The sequence below is a fragment of the Alteromonas sp. ABH2_165 genome (assembly GCF_056159945.1).
The window spans coordinates 88,902-109,490 of the sequence record NZ_JBSWWF010000004.1 but is presented as its reverse complement, the minus strand read 5'-3'; the positions used below and the strand labels follow the sequence as shown (position 1 = coordinate 109,490).

Here is a 20,589-nt window from a genome sequence, read left to right as displayed (position 1 = left end):
TATAACGGACAAGTGGATTGTTAGGAAGGGAGTAACTAGCGAGTTGAGCAACGAAAAAAACTCGCTTCATTGTGAAGCGAGCTTTTTGCTTTTACATATGATTATTCTGGACGAACGGCTGTCACTTCAATTTCTACCAGGTAGTTAGGGTTTGCCAACCCTGCTACTTGCAGCGCAGAACGTGAAGGCAGGTTAGGCTGCTCGTCTGTGCCAAAGAACTGCGTGTAACCGCGCATAAAACCAGCGAAATCCATCTTACCATCCATTTCCGGATCGCCAACCAGGAACGCTTGCATCTTAATCACATCCCCCATGGTCAGGCCAAGGCTTTTCAGGTTTTCATCGATGCGTTTCATCACGCTCACGGTCTGCGCTTCGGTATCACCGTAAGCTTCACGCGTACCCGCAGGGGCATCAGGAAAACTTACTCCAGGCACAGAACCACTTAAGAAAACGATTGTACTGGTTGCTGGCACTTCAGAGGCGCGCAAAATGGGGAAGTCAGAGCCAATCAAGCCATGACGGATAACGGTTTCTTTCGGTTCAGCCGTCGCTTCGGCTTCGCTACAGCCAGTGTTAGCAAGTGCTGCAGTAAGTAACAGTGGGGCAATCAATAGTTTATTCATTTTATGTGTTTCCTGATATTAACGTTTGGCAATTATTTTTACATCGTCTGCGCTAACTTTATCGGTAAAGTTATTGCCGAAATGGGTACGTGTGTAATTCACCACCTCAGCAATTTGCTCATCAGACAGATATTGTTTTAGTGCGGGCATACCGCCCATTCCGTTGCTCACCATAAAGGTAACGTAAGCACCGGCGCTCAGTTTTGGATTATTAGCCAATGCAGGATAGCGACCTGCGCCTTGCGCTCCTTGCGCTTCAGACATATGGCACCCCTGGCAAATTGCATGATAGAGCTCGTCACCAGACGCTTCTTCAAATTTATTCCCCAGTGAAAAACCTGCGTCATCGGTTGCCAACGCAGCTGCGCTAAGCGAAAACAGGCCAGTTACCACTAATGCTTTAATTGAAGATTTCATTATGTGTTCCCTTTTATTTTACGCAGCGGTTGCTACCGCTTTTTTGTGTAATCGCTTAATGGCATCGTGGGCGGAGGAAATCGCCCCTTCCTGCCAGGCAGGAAGATGTGAAGCATGCTCACCGGCCAACACCAGTCGGCCATCAACCTGACACAAGTTATCGTAGTGCTGCTCGCGCTTCTCTTCTGTCCAGGCGCCAAAGCAGCCTTGAGTCCATGGCACACGGTGCCAGCCAACAGCAATACCGTTGTTAAACTCTTCAGTGTATTGAGGGTGAATTTGCTTTCCATATTCCACTGCTTTCTTAACCCGTTCTTCCGGCGCTAATGAGGTGAATTCAAAAGCATTCGGCCCCCAAACATAGGCGCCTAGCAGTACGCCCTTACCTTTATCGTAATACTTCGTGCTTGGGTAACTGATGTTGGTGATGGGTAAGTCGGTATAAGACACGCCGCCGAAAATGGCTTCGTCCTGTTCCCAGAAGCGACGATTAAACTCGAGGCCCACTTTCACCGATGATGCATAGGGCACCGAGCGGATAGCAGTCTGCATTGCGCTGCTCGCTTTCACTGGGATCTGTGAAAGTATGGAAAGCGGAATCGTGCACACACACCAATCGGCTTTCGCTGTTTTAGCCACGCCCTGGTGTTCATAATCGACTGTCACGCCCGTATCGTTTTGATCAATCTTGGTAACGCGTGCGTTGTATTCAATCAAGTCACCAACGCGTTTCTCAAAGGCTTTTGCAATATTGTCCATGCCACCGACGGGTTGGAAGATGCTGCTTTGAAATTCAATGTCTTGCCCGTTTACGATGAATTTCCACAGGTCTGACTGTAGCAAGGCACTTTGATCTATAAGGTCACTTGGCTCGCCGTTGCCTGACAAACCACCGCCCGGTGGAATGGCAAATCCGCGTCTTAGGCTGGTTTCATGAGACTTTTGATACTTTCCTTTCTCATTCAGCGCCCCCCAGTGCCGCAGTGATTCGAACAGCTTTTCACGATCTTCAAGACTCAAAGAATCGTCCAGTGCATTTTGATTGATGGTCTTTGCCAAAAGCTCAGCAGCATAGCCTTGATAATCAGCTTGAACCGTACGATAACGTTGCGGCTTACCGCCAAAGGCCTTAGTGGAATGCACCAGTGCGTTGTAGTTCACCTGAATGAAAGGTTCGATGGCAATGTTGAATTCATTAATGTAAGACATCACGTGATGATGGTGATACGGCACACGCCACGGACCTGGATTTATATAGTTGCCTTCAGCGAATTTACATTGCTGTGTTGCACCACCCAGTTCGGTATAGCTATCGCCTCCCCGTAGTGTCCAGCAGCGTCCACCAGCACGTGAGTTAAATTCGAGAATTTTTACTTTATAACCCGCTTTTCTTAGTTCATAAGCTGACGTCATTCCAGCGACGCCCGCGCCCAGTACCAGTACAGTCGCGCCTTTTTTAACGCCACTTAAATTTAATGAACCCGGGTGTGAAGACTCGGCTGCGAAACCGAGGGATGTCATGGCCTGATACATGGCCCCGGCTCCCGCCGTCTTTCCGATCCAGCCTAATAGCGCCCGGCGGCTCATACTATGATTGGTCATCGAAAATACTCCTCGTGATGATCAAATTACTCAAGGTCGGGCTTCAATTGCACTGTCAGTACCAGCTTTAACTTCACTGAGTTTAAACAGCAAAAAATCGCGATAATTCGTCGATATGTAAAATTTATGAAAACAGGAGCCGCAATTATTTGGCGTTGTGCACAAATCAATCGCATGACTGCACTTATTCAAAGCAGTCATTGCACAATAAATGTGTTACGCATCGCGCTGATTTGGTGCGCATGACGCACCTATGCCATGTCAGGTAAAGATGTTACCGATATATCTGAGAAAAATAATCGAAGCAGGAGAGAGAAAAATTTATAAAAGCAAATAGCAATTTAGTAGTCTGAGGAACATTAATTTTGTGCTTCACCCACAGTGAACCGAACACAACACTTCACGTACCAACACTAATTAAAATGCGCAGTGTGCTTCGTAGAACACTCGGTTTCATGAAAAGGCTGGCAAATGGACGACAGAGAAAACGGAACAAATAACCAGCAAGACAGTATTTTGCAGCCTGGAGTTAAGGAAAGTCGCCATATCCGTCTGCTCAAGACGCTCGTTGGCTTGGCAATTATCTATACCTTATACCTGGCAAAATCGCTGTTAATTCCGCTATTTTTCTCTGCACTGGTAGCGCTGCTGTTAAGCCCGCTTGTTAGAATTGCGCGCAGGTTCTTTATTCCTCCTTCGCTATCTGCAGCCGCACTTATGCTCTTATTAGTAACGCCATTCACATTACTGGGGCTGGAATTAGCCGAGCCCGCACAACGGTGGATGCAGTCTTTGCCCAAAATAGCGGCAGAAGTCACACAGGAAATTGAAGAAATAAGTGACACTTTAAAGCAAGGCGCAGAACTCACAACGCCTGAGCCAGCGAAAGAAAACACCTCATTTTTTAGCTGGTTTGATGATGAAGAAGAAGAACCAAAACCCAAGCCCGATGATGACAACACAATGACGGACAGGCTTAAACAAAGCGGTATTGAATTAGGTCTGACCATATTAAGCAGCGCACCTTTGCTGTTAGCTCAGATATTTGGCTGCCTGATCTTAATCTTCTTTTTATTAGTGTTCGGCCCTAACCTATTCAACGTATTCATTCGCGATTTTCCTATTGTGACCAACAAGCGCAAGGCACTGGTGTTGGTTAATCATATCCAGCGCGAACTTTCTGCGTACATTATTACGATAAGTATGATTAATGGCTTGCTTGGTATTGCCACCGCTATCGCATTTACCTTTCTGGGTGTACAGGATGCAATATTGTGGGGTGCGTTAGTTGCGCTGTTGAATTTCGTGCCTTATTTGGGCGGTCTGATAAGTTGCAGTATTCTATTGGTTGCAGGCGTGGTGCAGTTTGGTCTGGTGTCTGCTGCTTTGCTACCCGCTTTTGTATTTCTCGGTATTAACATTTTCGAGTCACAACTTGCCACGCCCACGGTGCTAGGCCGCAGCTTGCGACTTAACCCGTTGATTATCATCTTATGGCTATCGATTGCCGGCTGGTTGTGGGGCATCGTCGGCGTGTTGATGGCTGTACCCATTTTGATGAGCTTTAAAATTATCCTGTCTAATTTAGGTGCCCTGCCCCACTGGGTGAAGTTTATCGAGTCGAAGTGATTATCCAGCATTCAGCAGAAAAGGCATAGGCTAATAAACTTCAATAAGCCCTTCTTTTCCGGCCCCGATACACCCCTTATTTTGCTGGCAGGCAATGCTCCAGATGTTGCTTTTACTGATCACCTGCCATTCACTGACATCTGGCTTTAGCACGGCCACGCCATCTGGATTACTCACCCAGTATTCAATACCTTCCGAGGTAGGTAACAGCGCCGAGCCGTAAACCGCTCCCCTGAGCGGGAGTGGCGGCAACGCAACCCACTTGCCGCTTCCCGAATGATAAAGCCAGGCTTCCGCCTGCTTGCCTGCAGCCTTCAGACTGCCACCAGCAACGAAAATCGCCTTCCCTTCAACCTGAACTGAAAAAACGCCGCCAGCCTCACCACCAGGTATGGGGGTTTCAAGGCTTTGCCATTCCCCGTTTTCCTCAATGAGTAGCCGCGACGATTCGCCGTTACCGGTACCAATGATAATACCGCTGTCGTTGTAACGGCTCAGGCAAGTTCCACTAGAGGCAAATCCCCCTTCAGAAGGTTGCGCCTCGATGTTCAAATTCAGACGTTGCCAATGTTTTCCGCCATCCTCAGTGGAGAGAACAAAAAGCCCCTTCTCATCGGAATCTCCGTAAAGCCAGCCGTTGCTTTCATCTGTCATTGTAAAGCAGTCATAAAATGTAGAAGACGCTTCCCCTTGCAATACTTGCTGCCAACGCTCTCCCTTTTCACCACTAATATAAATACCCGATTTATTCCCTTCTCCGGCGCTCATCACAATAAGTTGACCGTTTTCCAAATACTGGTTGTCTCTGAATTGCAAAAAATCAGAGCGTGCAGGCCCATTAATTTTTCGCCACTGCAAACCGTTATCCTCTGAAAGATAAATGCCGCCGCCACTGCCGCTGGCAACCACCGTATCGTTTTGCCAGGTGACCGCCTGAAACGACACACCTTTATCGAGCTGATGGGTAGTGATATTTTCCGCGGCATGTGCGTCTTTTTCCGTAGCATGTGCAGAGGGCGCCAAACTGGCAAACGCCATCGAGAAGGACATCATTAATGTAGAAAGCGAGATGTTTTTCATCGAAGGTCTTTTAATTCGGTATTTATTCATAAGCGGGGCATGTTCCTTTGCATAATTAAATCGAGGTACGGGTAATTCAGAGCGGCAACCAGTGTAGACTGACCTTTGTCCTGAAATCAAAACCTTAACGACCGCAATTTATCGAAATCCTCAACAGATGCTGCACGTTTTCATTGAAAGATCGATTATGATAGGTAGACCTGTTCAACCGAGACCAATATGAATCTATCGCAGATAGAAGCCTTTTGTGCCATCGCCGACACCGGTTCAGTGTCTGAAGCGGCTCGTCAACTGGAATGCAATCGCAGTAAACTTAGCATGGCGATTAAAGTGCTGGAAAGTGAGCTTGGTGTAGACTTATTCGTGCGTACCGGCAATCAAATTGCGCTGTCGGAAGTCGGCAAAGCCATTTATAAAGACTGTGAAAGTATGCTTATTACCGCTACTCGCATTCGCGGTACGTGCGCCCAGGTAACCGAGGAATTTGCCGCCGAGGTATGGATTGCGCCAGACGACTCCCTCCCCGACTCGGTATGGCAGGGATTTATCCACCAGCTAAACAACCTGTTTCCCAATACGTCCTTTAATCTTATTTTGGCCTCAAGCGGCGATCTCGCCAATCTGGTCGCAACTCAACAAGTCGATTATGCCTTTGGTGTAGATTACGAACGTTTTGATGACGCCCGTATCACCTATAAACCATTGGGAAAAATTCGCATGATGTCGGTGTGCGGTGCATCGCACCCGCTGACTAAACTAAAGCGGGTCACCGACGAAGATTTGCGAAAGTCCATGCAGGCCGCGATGGTTTATTTGAATGAACAGAATAACTCGAGTCTGGAACCCTTCTCTCGCCGCTATATTGGTTTTTCCAGCTTCGAATTTATGCTCAATACTATTTTGACAGAAAGTGCCTGGGGGGTATTACCCGAACCATTAATTCGCCACCATCTCAGGGAAGAGCGCCTGGCCGTAATCCGTCATACCTACGGCTTAACGCAAGAGGATTATTGCATGGTTAGTTTAACCGGAAGTGCGGATAACCCTGCAATGGCGTGGCTGGCGGATAAGCTAAGCGACTATCTGTTTGACTTCTGAGTATAAACACCCCGCTAAGCGTCAATTTTATTGACACCACACTTTACTCGTATCCCTATGATTATTTTGACAAATATATCAAACCAGATTTTCCCGGCCGATTAAGACACGAGAATGCCGTTGTAAAAAAGCCCGATTGGACGAAAATAAGCGCAGTTTTCAACAGGTGTTTATTTTATGTGTATCCAAACAAGCCGCAATGAAAAGCGTACTCTGACCCTCTCAGCCCTTTCTGCACTGCTCTTTGCAGTTGCCGGACTGGTGATTGGTTTGCTTGTAGATTCACTGGTTATTGTGTTCGATGGTGCCTATTCTCTGGTGAGTCTGGTGTTAACTTTATTGTCGCTAGCTGCAGCCCGCTTCATCGCCGCGCCATCATGTGATCGCTTCACCTTTGGCCGCGCAGTATTTGAACCTGCCGTGATTGCGATAAAAGGCGCTGTTATCTTGCTCGTAGTGGGTTACTCACTTTACGCCGCGGTAGAAGCCTTGCTAACTGGCGGTCGTGAAGTAGATGCCTCAGTAGCCACAGCGTTTGGCGTGGTAAACGTGCTCGGCTGTATTGCTGTATGGGCATTAATTGCTGCACAAAGTAAACGTCAGCATTCAGGTTTACTGGATGCCGAAGCTGACCAGTGGCTAATGGACACTATGTTAAGTGTGGCGGTAACTGCAGGCTTTGTGGTGGCTTGGTTGATGACACAAAGCTCACTGGCTGCCTATGCGGTCTATGCCGACCCGGTGATGATGCTGCTTATCTCACTTTATTTCATCAAAGTACCGCTGAATATGCTGACATCGGCATTGCGCGAAATCTTCCTGATGGCGCCGAGTGAAGAAATTCGTGAACGTATCGATCAAAGTGTACTGGAAGCGGGTAAAGATTCAGATCAGGAAATTGAATTGGCGGGTGTGGCAAAAGTAGGTCGCGAACTGTGGGTTGATGTAGATATTTATCCAGACGACAGTGATGTCATCAGAGTGAAAGATATCGAAAAAACCCGTGAAACCATTCAGAAGCGTTTGGCTAAGTTACCGCTGGAACTTCAAATTAATGTGAATATCGCCAGCTAGCGCGGAACACTTCGAACAGGCCGTTATTTGGCCTGTTTTTATTAGCAACGCCAAGTTCATTAGCTCTATTCTATATCTGAGCCACCACCTTTTAATAAACTCAGGTTTTTTATCATCAACGGAATGAGACCAAGCGCCGCGGTAGCAATTCCCAATAGAGAGTCCAAAGAGCTACCGCTGGAATAAATAAAGGCGGCCATCAACACCAGCAATATGGCAAAAATGGGGATCCGTATGATGCTCCAGACTCCAGTGCTGGTGTTGTCCATCCAGCTTTTCATCACAGATTCGGGTTCTGCAGTCAGTACAAACTGCCTGAAGCTTTCATTGATAAGATGCCATCCCTTGTCTCTGTATAAGTAACAGCGCCGAACCAAACGTTCGATAGTAACTGCACTTTGAGGATTAATCGTTGCCCCGTGGGCCATACGCCAAAGAATGATTTTCTCATTAATGGTGCATTCTTCCCATTTGCGTCGATAGAGGGGGCCTGCATGTACCAGCATAAATTCTATCGCTTGTTCAGGCTCCCGTATTTTCTGTATCTCAAGCTGCTGCCATACGGAGTTAATTTCTGGCCAGGCCGCACATTCATGGCTAAGAAGCTCACAAACGTTAAACGGATTTTCTGGCAGAAATTTGTGCATCGGTGACCACGCATAAGACTTATCAAACTCTGCGAACAGTTTTGACCAGCTGGCCTTCTCATCAACATCCGGAATCACTGATGCGTCTAATTCGTATGCGTTCGGGTTAAGCAGGCGATAGAGCGGAGCGGTTTCGGCCACCATCACAAGAACTATGTCTTTATGTAGATGCAATTCAAAAAGTAAACTCAATGCATCTTTCCTGGATTGTGGATTCAGACTTAACTGTTCAAGCGCAGAAAGCGCCACCACTACATTTTCTCCAGAATGCTTTTTCACAAACCTTTCAACCTTCTTCACGAAATGGAAGGCATCAGAATGTTCATCTATACAAGTAAATTTATCAAGACACTCTGTAATACGAAACACGCTGTCGTCAAAAATCACAAACGAGCCGTTTTGTTGAGAAATTTTGAGTAATTCTATTTCACCCTTAAGTCTGGTTGTATTCAGAATCAACTGCGAACGACCGTCAATTTTTAGCTTTTGGAAATTCAGCTCAGGGAAATCAGACTGATATGAATATCCGGCGCTCCCCATTTCATTCACTTGATACTGACCCAGAATGTGTTCGCCCATCATCCGGCGTACTATCAGTTGTCTCACGGTCAGATAAAGCGCGGCAGGCATCCCGATAAACATGAGCATTGCAATCATTAACCCACCAGGGGTTTTCAAGGGTTCCATTAAGAACAAATCAGCCCGGTACTGCAGTTGCCTCACATCAGCCGGATTATTTTCCATTAAATCGTTCTTCGCAGCTAAAGCAAGCTGACTAATAAACTCTGTTTCACCAAGGGTTGAGCCGAACAGATAGTTAAATAACTTATCTGTAGAATTTGTCGTGCTTTCATTTACTTCAGAATGAATCGTCACCCATTCAGGCATATGAGTTTTATAAGCAACGTTTCTTTCCAATTTAAAGAAACGCTCTGTTATTAATTCAAATTTATTACTTAACTTAACGTTACATAAAGACTTAAATGGCGAGTAGGCTACGCGCCCCTGCTCGCTTTTCATTTCACAGGCATCGCCAGCCAAAAATCGAATATACTCATTAAATGACTCATTTTTTTCTTCTATTTCTTGTTTGATTGCCTGCTCTTCAAATAGTGCCTGGCGGGAGAGCAGATAATCGTGAGCACTGAAAAGAATGATGGTCGCAGGTACGCTTGCTGCAAAATAAATAAGACTTGTTAAGAACCAGACGTGACCGGTTGAAAAGCGAACTTTCTCTATGTCGTTTTTAGGCCTAGAGCTTGATGGCTTCCAGTAATAACGCAGCACAATCTGCCACATTCCTATTAGCATAAATATGCAGGTAATGATGAGAAAACTCTGATATAGCGCGATCACCGCAAGCGCCGCAATGCAAGGGTATACAATACCTTTTGCCCATACTTTGTTAATGAGGGGGTTTTGCCATAATTTACATTGGCTATTCTTTAGCAGTGCGCTGCTGGCTGCTACGATTAGCACGAACCCGGTAAGAGCGCTGACCTTATTCTCAAGTATTATTTTGTGGTCATCGTTCCAGGTAAAAAGCGCGCCAATAAACACAGGAATGCAGAGACCGGCAAAGGCAAAAAGAGGCCGTCGCCATCTGTAATACATTGAGTAGCGTAGTTGCCAGCAGTATATTAAGAGATATGCCAGCATTCCTGCAGTAAGGGCCCAGAGAAACAGTCGACCGCTAAGGCTAACAACCCACCCCATCTGCAGAGTGACAAAGAGTCCAGCTGCAAAAATTAGCAACGCCCCCCATGAATAGCAATGCCGTTTTTTACTATTGAAATAGCAAAGATCTCCCCAAAAGCACTGTACAGTAACGTAGCGAAAAATGACGAACCCTGGAATGACAACAAGTAAAAAAAGAAAAACGGTGGTGAATACCATTACCATGTTGTTGGTATTCACTTCAGTAGGGTCGAAAAATACGACCAGATGCCATGGAATGTTGTTTGGGATGTCAGGGATCAACAGTGAGCCCATGACCATCCTGTGAGGTACCCCTTTATAATCTAACTGGATGGGAACGCTCTGCTTTGTTCCTGAGTTAATAGCTGCTCTCAGTAACGCATGTTGGCTGGTTTCAATAATAAAGTTTTCAATCAGACTTAATGAATCGTCACTATGAAAAATAACCTTACCCTTGTCGTCAATTACGGCAAAACCAAAACTATCAGGTAAGATCCGGTCTGTAAGAGAAGACAATCTTGTACCTGCAAAATACATTTTCAATTTATTCGTGGACTTATCTGCTGAGGCTTTACCTTCATATAAAGGTGGAACGGTAAACATGAGATTTCTACGGCCATCTTCAATATTAAATACTCGCTCCATGAAAACCTTCTGGGAATAGCCATCATCAAAATTTATTTCCCAATATTCATCCTTTAATCCTGCTTTGAAATATTCCCGGCTTGATAGTTCGAGCTTGGTAGTGTTTACAATATTTGCCGATATATATGAAACAGGCATAGATTTATCGTCAATGACATAGCCTTTATCATTCAGACTGGCGAAGGACTCAAGAAAATAACAATTATTTCGGCCGAGAACTTTCCTTCCGAGCAATTTAGGGTTCAGCAGGCTTTCATCATAGATAGGTTTCGCGCCCTTTATGTCTGAGTAGCTTGGCTGCCACGGAGAACTTATTTCAAAGAATGATTCATAACAATTAGCATCAAGGGGGTTCGGAAGAGTTAAAAAAGTAAGCAGGAAGCCATGCACATACGATAGGCTACCAGGTTTCCAAGGAATTTCAGTCAATGAAAATTCAACCAACGAATTGACACAAGATTCTAACAGTTCCCTCTGAATTCCATAATGACAGATATTAGGAAACGGGTGCGGAAGCGAATTTTGATAAAAAGCTTGCGAACCGTCTTTATCACCGGAAGCAATCCCGTTAGATTCATTTACGTTAAAAGTCAATAAATCAGACGTAATGTCCATTAACGTCTTTAATTCATCTGTGACTTCCCGACTAATTTCCTGATGTAACTTTTTAAGTTGCTTATCTTTTACATCGATGAGGTAATCCTGGAATAATTGTTGTGAAAGTCCGATGGTAATAATTCCTACAGCGACAATGAGGCCTAATACGATCTGACTTTTATCTGCCGGTTGAATAGGATAGGTGGCGCTGATAAAACGAAGCTTAAGCAGCGGGATAATGGCAATAAGTAATATCAGAGCTAAAATCAGCCACATCAGCATATCTGGTGGCAACTTTAACTTTTGGGAAATGATCAGCCGCTTCTTTACGATACCGACAAGATAGTAATTTTTGTCATCCGCACTCATCCCCTTACTTGTTATAGGGTGAAGATAAACCCGGTACGTCGTATCATCAAACTCCACATCATTGTAACGGGTACCTGAAAGACGTATTAACTGGGAGGAAGTATTGTGGGCACTTCTCTCATCGCCTTCCGAGTCAAATACCGGCGCCAGGTTGCTGATATTCCTGAAAAACAATTCAGGATCATCGACGAGTTTCGTAGCGTTGTTAACTACACTTTTAACTTCACCGCCTTCTTCAACTAACGCAACCGTCTGGAAACGATTAAGTCTCATGCCTAACACATGTGTTATGCTGCTCTGAAGGGTGAGTGTCAGTTCAGTATTCGTACCATAGTATCCAGTCTGTTCAAACCTGACAGTATCGTATTCCGGCAAAGAAAATGTAAATACAGGCTTGTTTTTTATAACGTCATTTGTAAATTTTCTCTTCTCATCAAAATTCAGGACTTTTAAATCACGAAGTTCGTTCGAAGACATACTAAGCAAGCGGATATTATTTTTGGCCCTCTCTAGACGATTTTCATCAGCTTGAAAGTTTTCTGGCAAGGAATAAGCGGAGGTTTTTTCTACCTTCTTCAACGTTCGGTGAATGGTGCCTTCAATCTGTTGCAATTCACGGAAATAAAGCGTATTGAGAATATCTTCATTCCTCTCCATTTTCAGAAAATAAACAATACCGAAAAGGGTGCCGCCAAGGAGAAGAACGAGGATCAGGAATAATAGTCGCGAGAGGTTACGCTTAAGCGGTGTCATAAAGCATCCTTGCTTTAATAACGTCACATCCTATCGAAGTCGAACTGCAGTAACCACTAAACGTTATAACTGAATAATTGTATAAAAATTAACCTCATCATAGCGTTCACAGTACTCTCTTTCAATAAGAAAAAAGCGATATAAAAACAAATATAAACACCGTATAACGCTAGAAAACGAGCAATACGATGCTTATAACTAAAGAGTTACCGATAAATATTAATTTGGGGCAGACGCTTTACCAAAACGGCCTTCCACTTGTATACAGCCCCGCGATCATCCCTAAATTACCTAGAGTTATTCCTATAAGAAGCCAGAAAGTACCGGAGCAGGAACCGAAAACCGACAACGCTCTTTTGCCTCTTGTATTTTCATCGGCGGCGATAATGATTTGCGTTTTGCGGGTTTGTACGAAAATCACAACCATCATGAGTTCGTAGGCCACAATCGGGAATACCCACCCCGAAGTGAATTCGTAGGCAGCGGTCAGCAAAACGCCAGTAATACCGATGCCAATCATGGTGCGCTTACGTTCTTTTCTCAGCGCTACTTTTCGACCTTCGTTTCGCATGCGACGCAACGGAATTTCTGCACTCAGGTAAACTGCAATTAAACCGGCAAATGTAGCCAACATGGCGCCGCTGAATATCCATTGTAGCGCACCTATCAAACCGCCTTTCATAGCTGTTGACGAACTTGCACCTGAAACAGTGGCAGCCTGAGCGGGCGAACTTATGCCCGCACTAGCGACAAGTACTGAACTAATAGTCAGTGTGGGCGCTGTCGACAGAATAAGGGCTCCGGATTTATCCAGCAGTTTTCCTTTCAATGTCTGACGCGCTCGGCTTAGTTGCTGACGAACCGATGCATCGGAAATCGACAACAATGTCGCGACCTGTGCGCTAGACTGCTCCTCACGGTAATACAACAGAACAATTTCACGGGTTTCTTCCGGCAAGTCGTCAATTACCCTTGCAAGAATTTGTGCCTGTTGGCTTCGACTTAATACCGTTTCAGAATTGCCGTCGTCCAGACAAAACTGTGAAAAAAGTAAGTCTGCCTCGTCGCCCCCAACTCTGTCGGTAACCCGGTTATCCCGAAGATAATTAAACGCCGCATAGCGGGTTGACTGCCTGAGCCAGGGTAAAAAGCTAGCCGGTTTTTTCAACGTGTTGAGTTTTTGCCAGCATTGAATGTAAACCTGCTGCGCCACTTCCTCACTGGCATCGAGATCTTTCACAATCGCCAGGGCGATGCAACTGATGGTATTTCGAGTGGCATAGATTAGACGGGTAAAGGCGTTGTTGTCGCCTTTCATGGCAAGTAATACGTCTTGTTCTGCGATTTGCACACTCATGATCATTCCTTGATAAAGTGGTTAATCTGTTCATTCAGCCAGGCTGGGTCGTCATTCATAATAAAATGACGAGACTGAGTGTTCATTATTACCTTACCGTGTGGCGCTTTCGCAAGTTGTTGAAGTTTCATTTTTTGTTCCTTATCAGTGAATGTACATAGCTCCGCGTACATATTGGTGAGTACTTAACAAGGAAACGAAGACTTAAGAGTTTGTGACAAATTAACTTAAATTTTTTTCTGGTGATGCCACTAGAAGATTATTGAGTGACTAAACAAAAGCCCGATGAGTAACCGGGCCTTCCTGAGTCTATAAAATTAAAATGCTCACTAAAGCACCTTCTTCCACGCCTTTTCAGGTAATAGATACAAACCGTTCGGTGATTTCTCACCTTCATTGATAATAAAACCGATACCCGCAGCCATTACAGCCAGTGTCACGTCGAATGCGTTGATGCTGTCGCCATATCCGGCAGTCAGGTTAAACATAGAACCATCGGCAAGAAGAAATACCGTTTTACCGTTAAGGTTGTAAGCATTCACATAAGGCATAGGAAGAGATTCAGTACTATTGGCTTTCAGGTAAGCCACATCGATTTCTTTTGCCACGTGACCCACATTCAGCACAAACGCACCGTCTTTCAAGTTATCCAGATGGCGCGCGCTTACCACACCAGCCGCGCCGGTGGCGGTGGCAAGTACATCTGCCTCTTTCGCGGCTTCATCCAGGCTTACGACAGGCCAGCCATCATATTTGGCTTGCAGTGCGCGAGCAGGATCAAGTTCAGCCACTTGCACCTGCGCACCGAACGCTTTTGCAGATGCCGCCACGCCTTGTCCTACCAGCCCATAACCGATGACCACGACCGTCTTTTCATGCAGTGTGAGGTGCGTAGTCTGGAAGAACGTCTGCCAGGCGCTCAAGCCCACCATGTGACGATTATGCAGACCTTCTTTTACTGGCAAATCGTCCCAGTTAAAAATCGGGTAACGGGGGGCTACACCACCTAACCGCGTGATACCGGAACCGGTGGCTTCAAGACCTGCTTTTACCGTGGTTGATGCGTCGCTCTCGTGCAGACGGGTAGTTAAATCTGCGCCCATTTCACACAGATGTGTTGGCTGCCAAGCCAGCGCTTTATCAAAAGATTCAGACCAGTCTGCGTCGCTCATATCGCGCCAGGCGTGAGCCACTGCGCCTTTTCCCACCAAATAAGCAACTACGTCATCCTGCACGGTTGTCGGGTTACAGGTTGTGAGAAATATTTCGCAGCCTTTATCCAATAGACCTGCTACCAGCGGCGCCATTTTCAGATCAAGGTGCATGTTACAGGCAAGGCGAACGCCGCTAAGGTCGGGAAGTGCCGCCAACGCGTCGCGGGTACGGGTCATATGAAGGGTTGCCCAGTCTAGCTCGGCCTGAAAATTCTGATACATGTAATTGCCTGAAGAAATTGGAAGAATAAATCGGGGCGCCATCATAGCAGGCTTCGCCTGGATCTTAACGGCAAAACGCCCCAATTATCATGCCGTTAGTCAGACGCAGATTAATCCTTCATCGACGGCGTTTGATAAGCACTGGTTCCCCACAATGGCACTGTCGACAAACTGTGCTTGAAGCTTCCTGATGTTTCCTTAGTGGAATACGCGAGGTACATCAATGTCTGACTTTTCTTATCGAGGATCCGGCGGATTTTCATATTCTTAAACAGCACACTTTTCGACTTACGGAATATCACTTCACCAGAGTCCGATTTATCAATCTCTGTCAGCATGGCGGGCGTAATGTCACCGGTTTGACGGCAAGAAATTGAACTATCCGATGGATCAGCCAGACTCAAGTTCGCTTCGATGCTTGCCACATGACAAGTCACGCCGGGAATACCCGGGTCGGTCAGCGAATCAATTTTGATGTCTTTAGTGGTAAATAAACCCAACGACACATCACCCACCTCATTGTCGGAACAACCCGAAAGCAACAGCAGGCTCGCCGCAGCAACACATAATCCGGTTCTCATAAAACATCCTCTTTTTTCTATTTTGTCAGCGTACAATGTTCCGGCGCGTTTTTCATTGCGCTTGTTCAGCGAAAACAAAAATGGCGCCCATCAGGCGCCATTGTTAATGCATATCCATCGTTTAATCGATGGTAGTGATCCAGCCGAAAGGGTCTTCAATTTTACCGTATTGAATACCGGTTAACTGGTCATATAGATGCTTGGAAACTGGGCCTGATTCGTTGTTATTTACTACGTAATCTTTTTGCATAAAGCACAGTTTACCTACTGGAGAGATAACTGCCGCGGTGCCACAGCCAAACACTTCTGTGATTTTGCCTGATTCGATATCAGCCACAACCTGATTCACATCCATGCGCTCTTCGCTGACTTCGTAACCAAGGGTTGGTGCCAGTTTCAGAATAGAATCACGGGTGATGCCTGGCAGGATGCTACCACTAAGTGCAGGGGTAACAATCTTTTTGCCTTCGTAAACGAAGCAAATGTTCATCGCACCCACTTCTTCAATATATTGTCCATGAACCGAATCCAGCCACAATACCTGTGAGTAACCCAGTTCGGCCACTTTCTCAGACGCCATCAGGCTGGCCGCATAGTTACCACCGGTTTTCGCTTCACCGACACCACCAGCCACTGCGCGACGGTATTCATCGGTAATATAAACCGCAATAGGATTAAAACCGCCAGCGAAGTACGCACCAGATGGGCCAGTGATAATGAAGTGGGTATATTGTGAGCTGGCGCCCAGACCCAGCTTGCTGCTGGTTGCAATCATCGCCGGACGAATATACAGCGATGAACCGTCTTTAGAAGGCACCCAGGCTGCATCGAGCTTAACCAGCTTTTTCAGTGCTTCCAGGTGTAAGCTTTCTTCCACCTCAGGCATAACCATACGCGTTGCTGAACGGTTGAAACGACGGCAGTTCGCTTCCGGACGGAACAGGTTAATCTTACCGTCTTCACGACGATACGCTTTTAAGCCCTCAAAGATTTCCTGGCTGTAGTGTAGAACCGCGGCGGAAGGGTCTAATTGAAGTGCCTGATAAGGGACGATTTGCGCATCATGCCAACCCACACCTTTGTCGAAGACCTGGCGGAACATGTGATCAGAAAATACTGCGCCAAAACTAAACTCCTGGGGACATTCGCCGCGTTTGTCGGCATCCAGAGGCAACACTTCAATAGACATCTCAACCCTCACTAATTAAACACTCATTGTTTCGGAAAAAGCAGACGACACGATTGTCGAAAAGACAGTATGGGTCAGATTCGGAGATCCAGTTTAAGCAATGTGCTGGAGGCGGCGACAGCCGTTGATCACCAGGCTGCCAGAGTGAACCGACGAAGACATGGTCGTTGCTGGTTCGCAGTTTAGCGCAGACACCGCTTAGAAAGAAGTACGAGGAGGCGGTTTATTCTGCTTGATAGACGAACAAGGGGCTGTCGACGGCAAACCGACAGATGACCGACTGTTTCGAAATCGGTTATGTGGTCGTTAGTGCATTTTCACCTGCCGAGAAAAAGACCCGATATTTTCATACCGGGTCTTTTACTTTCACGCAGCTACTTCCGCGCAGTTAATGCGCCGCAGACTTATTTATTCACATCCTTCGCTGGCGTTCTTGCATCCGGGAAGGCCTCACCTTTCAGCGGATTAATGGGGTTCAGTTTAATCTGCTCCTCGAGATACTTAATCGCTGCGTTAAGCTGGGCATCTTCGCCGTTGAATGTGGCATAGGGCAAATTATCCACTTCGATGTCTGGGCTGATGCCTCGTCCTTCGGTGATCCAGCGCCCATCGGCAGCGAATACCGGGAATTCTGCAACACGGGCCATACCGTTATCTGCCACCGAATTTCGGCCAGTTAGCCACACACCGGCACCCGCCGTGGTTTTGCCGATCACCGGCGCAATGCGCATGGCGCGCACACCTGCGGTAAAGGTTTCACCGTCGGAGTAGGTAAACTGGTCGGCTAACACTACCAGATGACCACGGAAAGTTTGCTGCATATTCGTGCCGGTACTGCCATCAGGATATTGCCAGAACATCCACACACGACGCAGCAACTTCTCCAGAATCATACTGTCGACGTTCCCGCCGCGATTACGGCGCACGTCAATAATGAGTCCGTCTTTGCGATACTGGGCATAAAACTCTCGGGCAAAGTTAGCCACATCACCACCGCCCATTGCGTACAGATGCAAATAGCCAATATCTTCATTGGCTTCACTCACCTTCTCGCCGTTAGCCAGTACCCAATCTTGATAACGTAAGCCGAAATCTTTACCTGTGGTTGCCGGCGTAACAACGGTTTTCAGTTTCTCACCGTTTCGCACCAGTCCAAGCAGCACCTGTTTACCGGCTTTGTTCAGCAGTGCACTCACCAGTTGTGCCTCTGTTTTTACGTCGCGGCCATTAACAGACTCGATGATGTCACCTTCCTGTGCATCGACTCCGGCTTGTGCCAGCGGCGGCGCATCCGACGGTACTTCGGTATCGTAGCGATAGATATGGGTGATTTTCACGCCCTGTTCCGTGTCATTAAACACGCCACCCAGCATGGCAGCTTTAGGCTGCGCTTTATCGATGGGAATATCACCGCCCCGCACCTGACTGTGCAAGGTATTCATTTCACCCATCATTTGCGCGAATACGTCATTGAGTTCATCACGATGAGTAACGCGTTTTAACAGCGGTGCATACTTATTTTCAACCTGTTCCCAGTCGACGCCGCGCATAGTAGGGTCGAACAACGATTCACGGTGCATCAGCCAGGCGTCGTGAAACATTTGCGCCCACTCTTTTTGCGGATTAATCCGCATCTGCCAGTCACCCGCTTTTACCTGCGCGTCGGAGAGATCTTTGGGAAAGCTGTTTTTTGCCGGCACAATGTACATGTTCTTGTTGCCATTACCTCTTTTGAACACAAACATAGCTTTGCCATCTGCCGACAGTTCGTATCCTGCAATACCGGAGGTAACCGTCTTCAATTTAGCGTCGTGTTTAAATTCCAACGCTTTGAGGGTGGCGTTTCTCCCACTTCGGTCACTAACAAACAGCAGAGACTTGTTCGCACTCAGTCCAAAATAATTGCCTGGTGCAACAGGTACCTGCCAGAGCCGCGCATTCAGGCCATCCCATTGTATTCTGCCGGAATCGTTGGCTTCTTTTCCATCCTCGTCCTGCTCGGTGTTTTCGTCGTCTTTGCTATCAGCTTCTTGTTCTACTCGAGTGAGTTCCGTTGGTGCAGAAAAACTAAAATCCGCGTCATCGGTTAGATTAAGGGCGAAGATCTGCGTGCGCTTATCAAACTCGGTACCCATGGCGCGGTCGCCCCACGGGTTTGATGGTGTAGCCACAAAGTTGCGTTCCGACAGGAAATAGAGCCATTTGCCATCTGCGCTAAAAGCAGGCGAGTAAGACTGGTATTTATCCGACGTGACATCTTGCCCTTTGTTATCTTGCAGAGAGTAGAGGAAAACGCTGTTACGTTCGTTACCGGTTTTCGTGCGGGTAACCGCCAGCATATTGCTGTCACCAGACCACACAATGTCAGACTTAGCAAACAAACCATCGCTGTCGTCGAACACTTTCACCTGCGACTTATCTTCGAGATTCATTAGCCAAACTGCACCAGCTTTGTCGTCAAAGGCGAGCCAATTGCCATCAGGCGACAAAGACAACTGCCAGCGATAGGTTGATGCGCCGTGAGTAAGCAGTTCTGCCTGCGCGGAGCCATCAGCAGCGAAACGCCAGATCTCCAGTTCACCGCTGGCATCGTTAAGCGCATACACCCATTTGCGGTCTTTGCTCAGTAGCGCCTGACGGCTCCGAGAGTCTTCCGGTGTGGCAATTTCAACCAATCGGGAGCCATCTGTGGTGGCAACCGCAATACGTCCACGAGCAGTAATCACTACTGCATCACCCGTGTTGGCTAAGGACACGTTTTTCAGCAATTCCAGTGGGCTGTTGTCCCAATGCTCACGCAAATATGGAAAATCGGAAACAAGCTGGATCGGCAGGGTTTTATTGCTGCCCGCTTTCAGATCCCGCACTACCAGATCAGCACCGTTCTGATACACCGCTTTGCCATTCCCTATCGCAGCGCCGCGCACGGTCCAGTCATCATATTGCGTTTCTTTTCGCGCTGCCTTGCCATCTAGCGTCATTGACCACAGGTTGTCGATGCCGTCCTGATTGCTGATAAAAAACAGTCGGTTTTCATTTAGCATTGGTGTGCGGATAGACCCTTCGTGCTCTGCCGTTAGAAGCTCAGCTTCTTGGGTAGAGCCCAGTTTCCAGCGCCATAAACGCCCTTTCGCGCCGCCCTGATAATAATTGGCATTGTCGCCGGAAAGTTGCAGACCGAAGCGAACGAAGTAGAGCCACTCGCCTTTATCATCAATTACACCTTCTACGGCGTCAGCCAGCGGCAGAGTGGTGGTTTTACCGCTTTTCACATCCAGCAGTTTCAGCACATAGCTGTTGGTCGGGCCCACCCGGCTGTTGGTGCTGTACAGGATTTTTCCGTCAGCGGTCCACTGATGCAGCTTCATACCCGAATTTTCGAATGTGACACGCTCAGCCAGACCGCAGCGAATAGGTTTGATGTAGACTTCAGGCGCGCCTTCATAATTAGCAACAAAAGCCAGTTGTTTCCCATCGGGGGAGATCACCGGCTGAGTTTCATCAGCAAGTTGCGTGGTCAGGCGAGTAGCGGCGTAGTCACCTTTTTGGTTATCTTTCAGTGTGACTGACCAGAGATCCCCTTCGGCATTGAATACCAGCTGGTTATCATGAATGGCTGGCTCGCGGAAATAACCCGGCGCAGCCAGCGCCTGTGTCACCGTCAGACTCAGTAGTCCAAGGGCACCACAAAAAGAAAGTGCGGATTTCATTGATGTTTTCCCTGTTCTAAGTGCTTTATAATTAAAATAATGGTTTGTTGCGGGCTGTTCTTTTCATAACCTGAACACAAT

14 protein-coding genes are annotated in these 20,589 nt (G+C 46.9%); 3 read left to right on the top strand and 11 right to left on the bottom strand.

Annotation, left to right across the window (positions count from 1 at the left end):
* Nucleotides 1–101: 101 nt before the first annotated feature.
* Genes ACXAFQ_RS09490 through ACXAFQ_RS09480 form a run of 3 tightly spaced genes read right to left on the bottom strand, consistent with a single transcriptional unit; the run spans nucleotide 102 to nucleotide 2,645 of the window.
* Nucleotides 102–626: a RidA family protein gene (locus tag ACXAFQ_RS09490; protein WP_474820673.1), complete on the bottom strand. Its 525-nt coding sequence runs from the start codon at nucleotides 624–626 to the stop codon at nucleotides 102–104.
* A gap of 18 nt (nucleotides 627–644) precedes the next feature.
* Entirely contained in the window at nucleotides 645–1,043 is a 399-nt protein-coding gene (locus ACXAFQ_RS09485) for a c-type cytochrome (protein WP_474820670.1), read from the bottom strand.
* 18 nt (nucleotides 1,044–1,061) lie between these two features.
* Nucleotides 1,062–2,645, bottom strand: a complete 1,584-nt coding sequence (locus tag ACXAFQ_RS09480; protein ID WP_474820666.1) for a flavin monoamine oxidase family protein — start codon at nucleotides 2,643–2,645, stop codon at nucleotides 1,062–1,064.
* Between the two features lie 471 nt (nucleotides 2,646–3,116).
* Between ACXAFQ_RS09480 and ACXAFQ_RS09475 the strand changes: the two genes are divergently transcribed.
* Nucleotides 3,117–4,274 carry an AI-2E family transporter gene (locus ACXAFQ_RS09475; RefSeq protein ID WP_474820662.1) on the top strand — a complete coding sequence of 386 codons (1,158 nt, stop codon included), beginning with the start codon at nucleotides 3,117–3,119 and terminating at the stop codon, nucleotides 4,272–4,274.
* Nucleotides 4,275–4,304: 30 nt separating this feature from the next.
* Here ACXAFQ_RS09475 and ACXAFQ_RS09470 read toward each other — a convergent pair whose 3' ends face one another.
* Nucleotides 4,305–5,354: a WD40/YVTN/BNR-like repeat-containing protein gene (locus tag ACXAFQ_RS09470; RefSeq protein ID WP_474820659.1), complete on the bottom strand. Its 1,050-nt coding sequence runs from the start codon at nucleotides 5,352–5,354 to the stop codon at nucleotides 4,305–4,307.
* 219 nt (nucleotides 5,355–5,573) lie between these two features.
* Between ACXAFQ_RS09470 and ACXAFQ_RS09465 the strand changes: the two genes are divergently transcribed.
* Entirely contained in the window at nucleotides 5,574–6,452 is an 879-nt protein-coding gene (locus ACXAFQ_RS09465; protein ID WP_474820655.1) for a LysR family transcriptional regulator, read from the top strand.
* A gap of 177 nt (nucleotides 6,453–6,629) precedes the next feature.
* Complete coding sequence (locus ACXAFQ_RS09460; RefSeq protein WP_474820651.1) at nucleotides 6,630–7,526, top strand: cation diffusion facilitator family transporter; 897 nt, start codon at nucleotides 6,630–6,632, stop codon at nucleotides 7,524–7,526.
* A gap of 65 nt (nucleotides 7,527–7,591) precedes the next feature.
* On the opposite strand, the gene ACXAFQ_RS09455 is transcribed toward ACXAFQ_RS09460, so the two are convergent.
* The 7 genes from ACXAFQ_RS09455 to ACXAFQ_RS09425 form a co-directional block, all read right to left on the bottom strand.
* Nucleotides 7,592–12,235 carry a hypothetical protein gene (locus tag ACXAFQ_RS09455; protein WP_474820647.1) on the bottom strand — a complete coding sequence of 1,548 codons (4,644 nt, stop codon included), beginning with the start codon at nucleotides 12,233–12,235 and terminating at the stop codon, nucleotides 7,592–7,594.
* Nucleotides 12,236–12,473: 238 nt separating this feature from the next.
* Nucleotides 12,474–13,592, bottom strand: a complete 1,119-nt coding sequence (locus tag ACXAFQ_RS09450; protein ID WP_474820643.1) for an RNA polymerase sigma factor — start codon at nucleotides 13,590–13,592, stop codon at nucleotides 12,474–12,476.
* A 2-nt stretch (nucleotides 13,593–13,594) separates the two neighbouring features.
* Nucleotides 13,595–13,723, bottom strand: a complete 129-nt coding sequence (locus tag ACXAFQ_RS09445) for a hypothetical protein (RefSeq protein ID WP_474820639.1) — start codon at nucleotides 13,721–13,723, stop codon at nucleotides 13,595–13,597.
* Nucleotides 13,724–13,921: 198 nt separating this feature from the next.
* Nucleotides 13,922–15,028 (bottom strand): adenosylhomocysteinase, encoded by a 1,107-nt coding sequence (locus tag ACXAFQ_RS09440; RefSeq protein ID WP_474820636.1) that lies wholly within the window; start codon nucleotides 15,026–15,028, stop codon nucleotides 13,922–13,924.
* A gap of 110 nt (nucleotides 15,029–15,138) precedes the next feature.
* Entirely contained in the window at nucleotides 15,139–15,609 is a 471-nt protein-coding gene (locus ACXAFQ_RS09435) for a CreA family protein (RefSeq protein WP_474820633.1), read from the bottom strand.
* A 121-nt stretch (nucleotides 15,610–15,730) separates the two neighbouring features.
* Entirely contained in the window at nucleotides 15,731–16,798 is a 1,068-nt protein-coding gene (locus ACXAFQ_RS09430) for a branched-chain amino acid aminotransferase (RefSeq protein WP_474820630.1), read from the bottom strand.
* A gap of 404 nt (nucleotides 16,799–17,202) precedes the next feature.
* Nucleotides 17,203–20,508, bottom strand: a complete 3,306-nt coding sequence (locus ACXAFQ_RS09425) for a S41 family peptidase (protein WP_474820627.1) — start codon at nucleotides 20,506–20,508, stop codon at nucleotides 17,203–17,205.
* Nucleotides 20,509–20,589: the final 81 nt, after the last annotated feature.

Coding starts and splice junctions, on each gene's coding strand:
- ACXAFQ_RS09470 (WP_474820659.1), bottom strand. CDS start 5,354: ATGAAAAACATCTCGCTTTCTACATTAATGATGTCCTTCTCGATGGCG.
- ACXAFQ_RS09480 (WP_474820666.1), bottom strand. CDS start 2,645: ATGACCAATCATAGTATGAGCCGCCGGGCGCTATTAGGCTGGATCGGA.
- ACXAFQ_RS09435 (WP_474820633.1), bottom strand. CDS start 15,609: ATGAGAACCGGATTATGTGTTGCTGCGGCGAGCCTGCTGTTGCTTTCG.
- ACXAFQ_RS09485 (WP_474820670.1), bottom strand. CDS start 1,043: ATGAAATCTTCAATTAAAGCATTAGTGGTAACTGGCCTGTTTTCGCTT.
- ACXAFQ_RS09430 (WP_474820630.1), bottom strand. CDS start 16,798: ATGTCTATTGAAGTGTTGCCTCTGGATGCCGACAAACGCGGCGAATGT.
- ACXAFQ_RS09450 (WP_474820643.1), bottom strand. CDS start 13,592: ATGAGTGTGCAAATCGCAGAACAAGACGTATTACTTGCCATGAAAGGC.
- ACXAFQ_RS09460 (WP_474820651.1), top strand. CDS start 6,630: ATGTGTATCCAAACAAGCCGCAATGAAAAGCGTACTCTGACCCTCTCA.
- ACXAFQ_RS09440 (WP_474820636.1), bottom strand. CDS start 15,028: ATGTATCAGAATTTTCAGGCCGAGCTAGACTGGGCAACCCTTCATATG.
- ACXAFQ_RS09475 (WP_474820662.1), top strand. CDS start 3,117: ATGGACGACAGAGAAAACGGAACAAATAACCAGCAAGACAGTATTTTG.
- ACXAFQ_RS09465 (WP_474820655.1), top strand. CDS start 5,574: ATGAATCTATCGCAGATAGAAGCCTTTTGTGCCATCGCCGACACCGGT.
- ACXAFQ_RS09455 (WP_474820647.1), bottom strand. CDS start 12,235: ATGACACCGCTTAAGCGTAACCTCTCGCGACTATTATTCCTGATCCTC.
- ACXAFQ_RS09490 (WP_474820673.1), bottom strand. CDS start 626: ATGAATAAACTATTGATTGCCCCACTGTTACTTACTGCAGCACTTGCT.
- ACXAFQ_RS09445 (WP_474820639.1), bottom strand. CDS start 13,723: ATGAAACTTCAACAACTTGCGAAAGCGCCACACGGTAAGGTAATAATG.
- ACXAFQ_RS09425 (WP_474820627.1), bottom strand. CDS start 20,508: ATGAAATCCGCACTTTCTTTTTGTGGTGCCCTTGGACTACTGAGTCTG.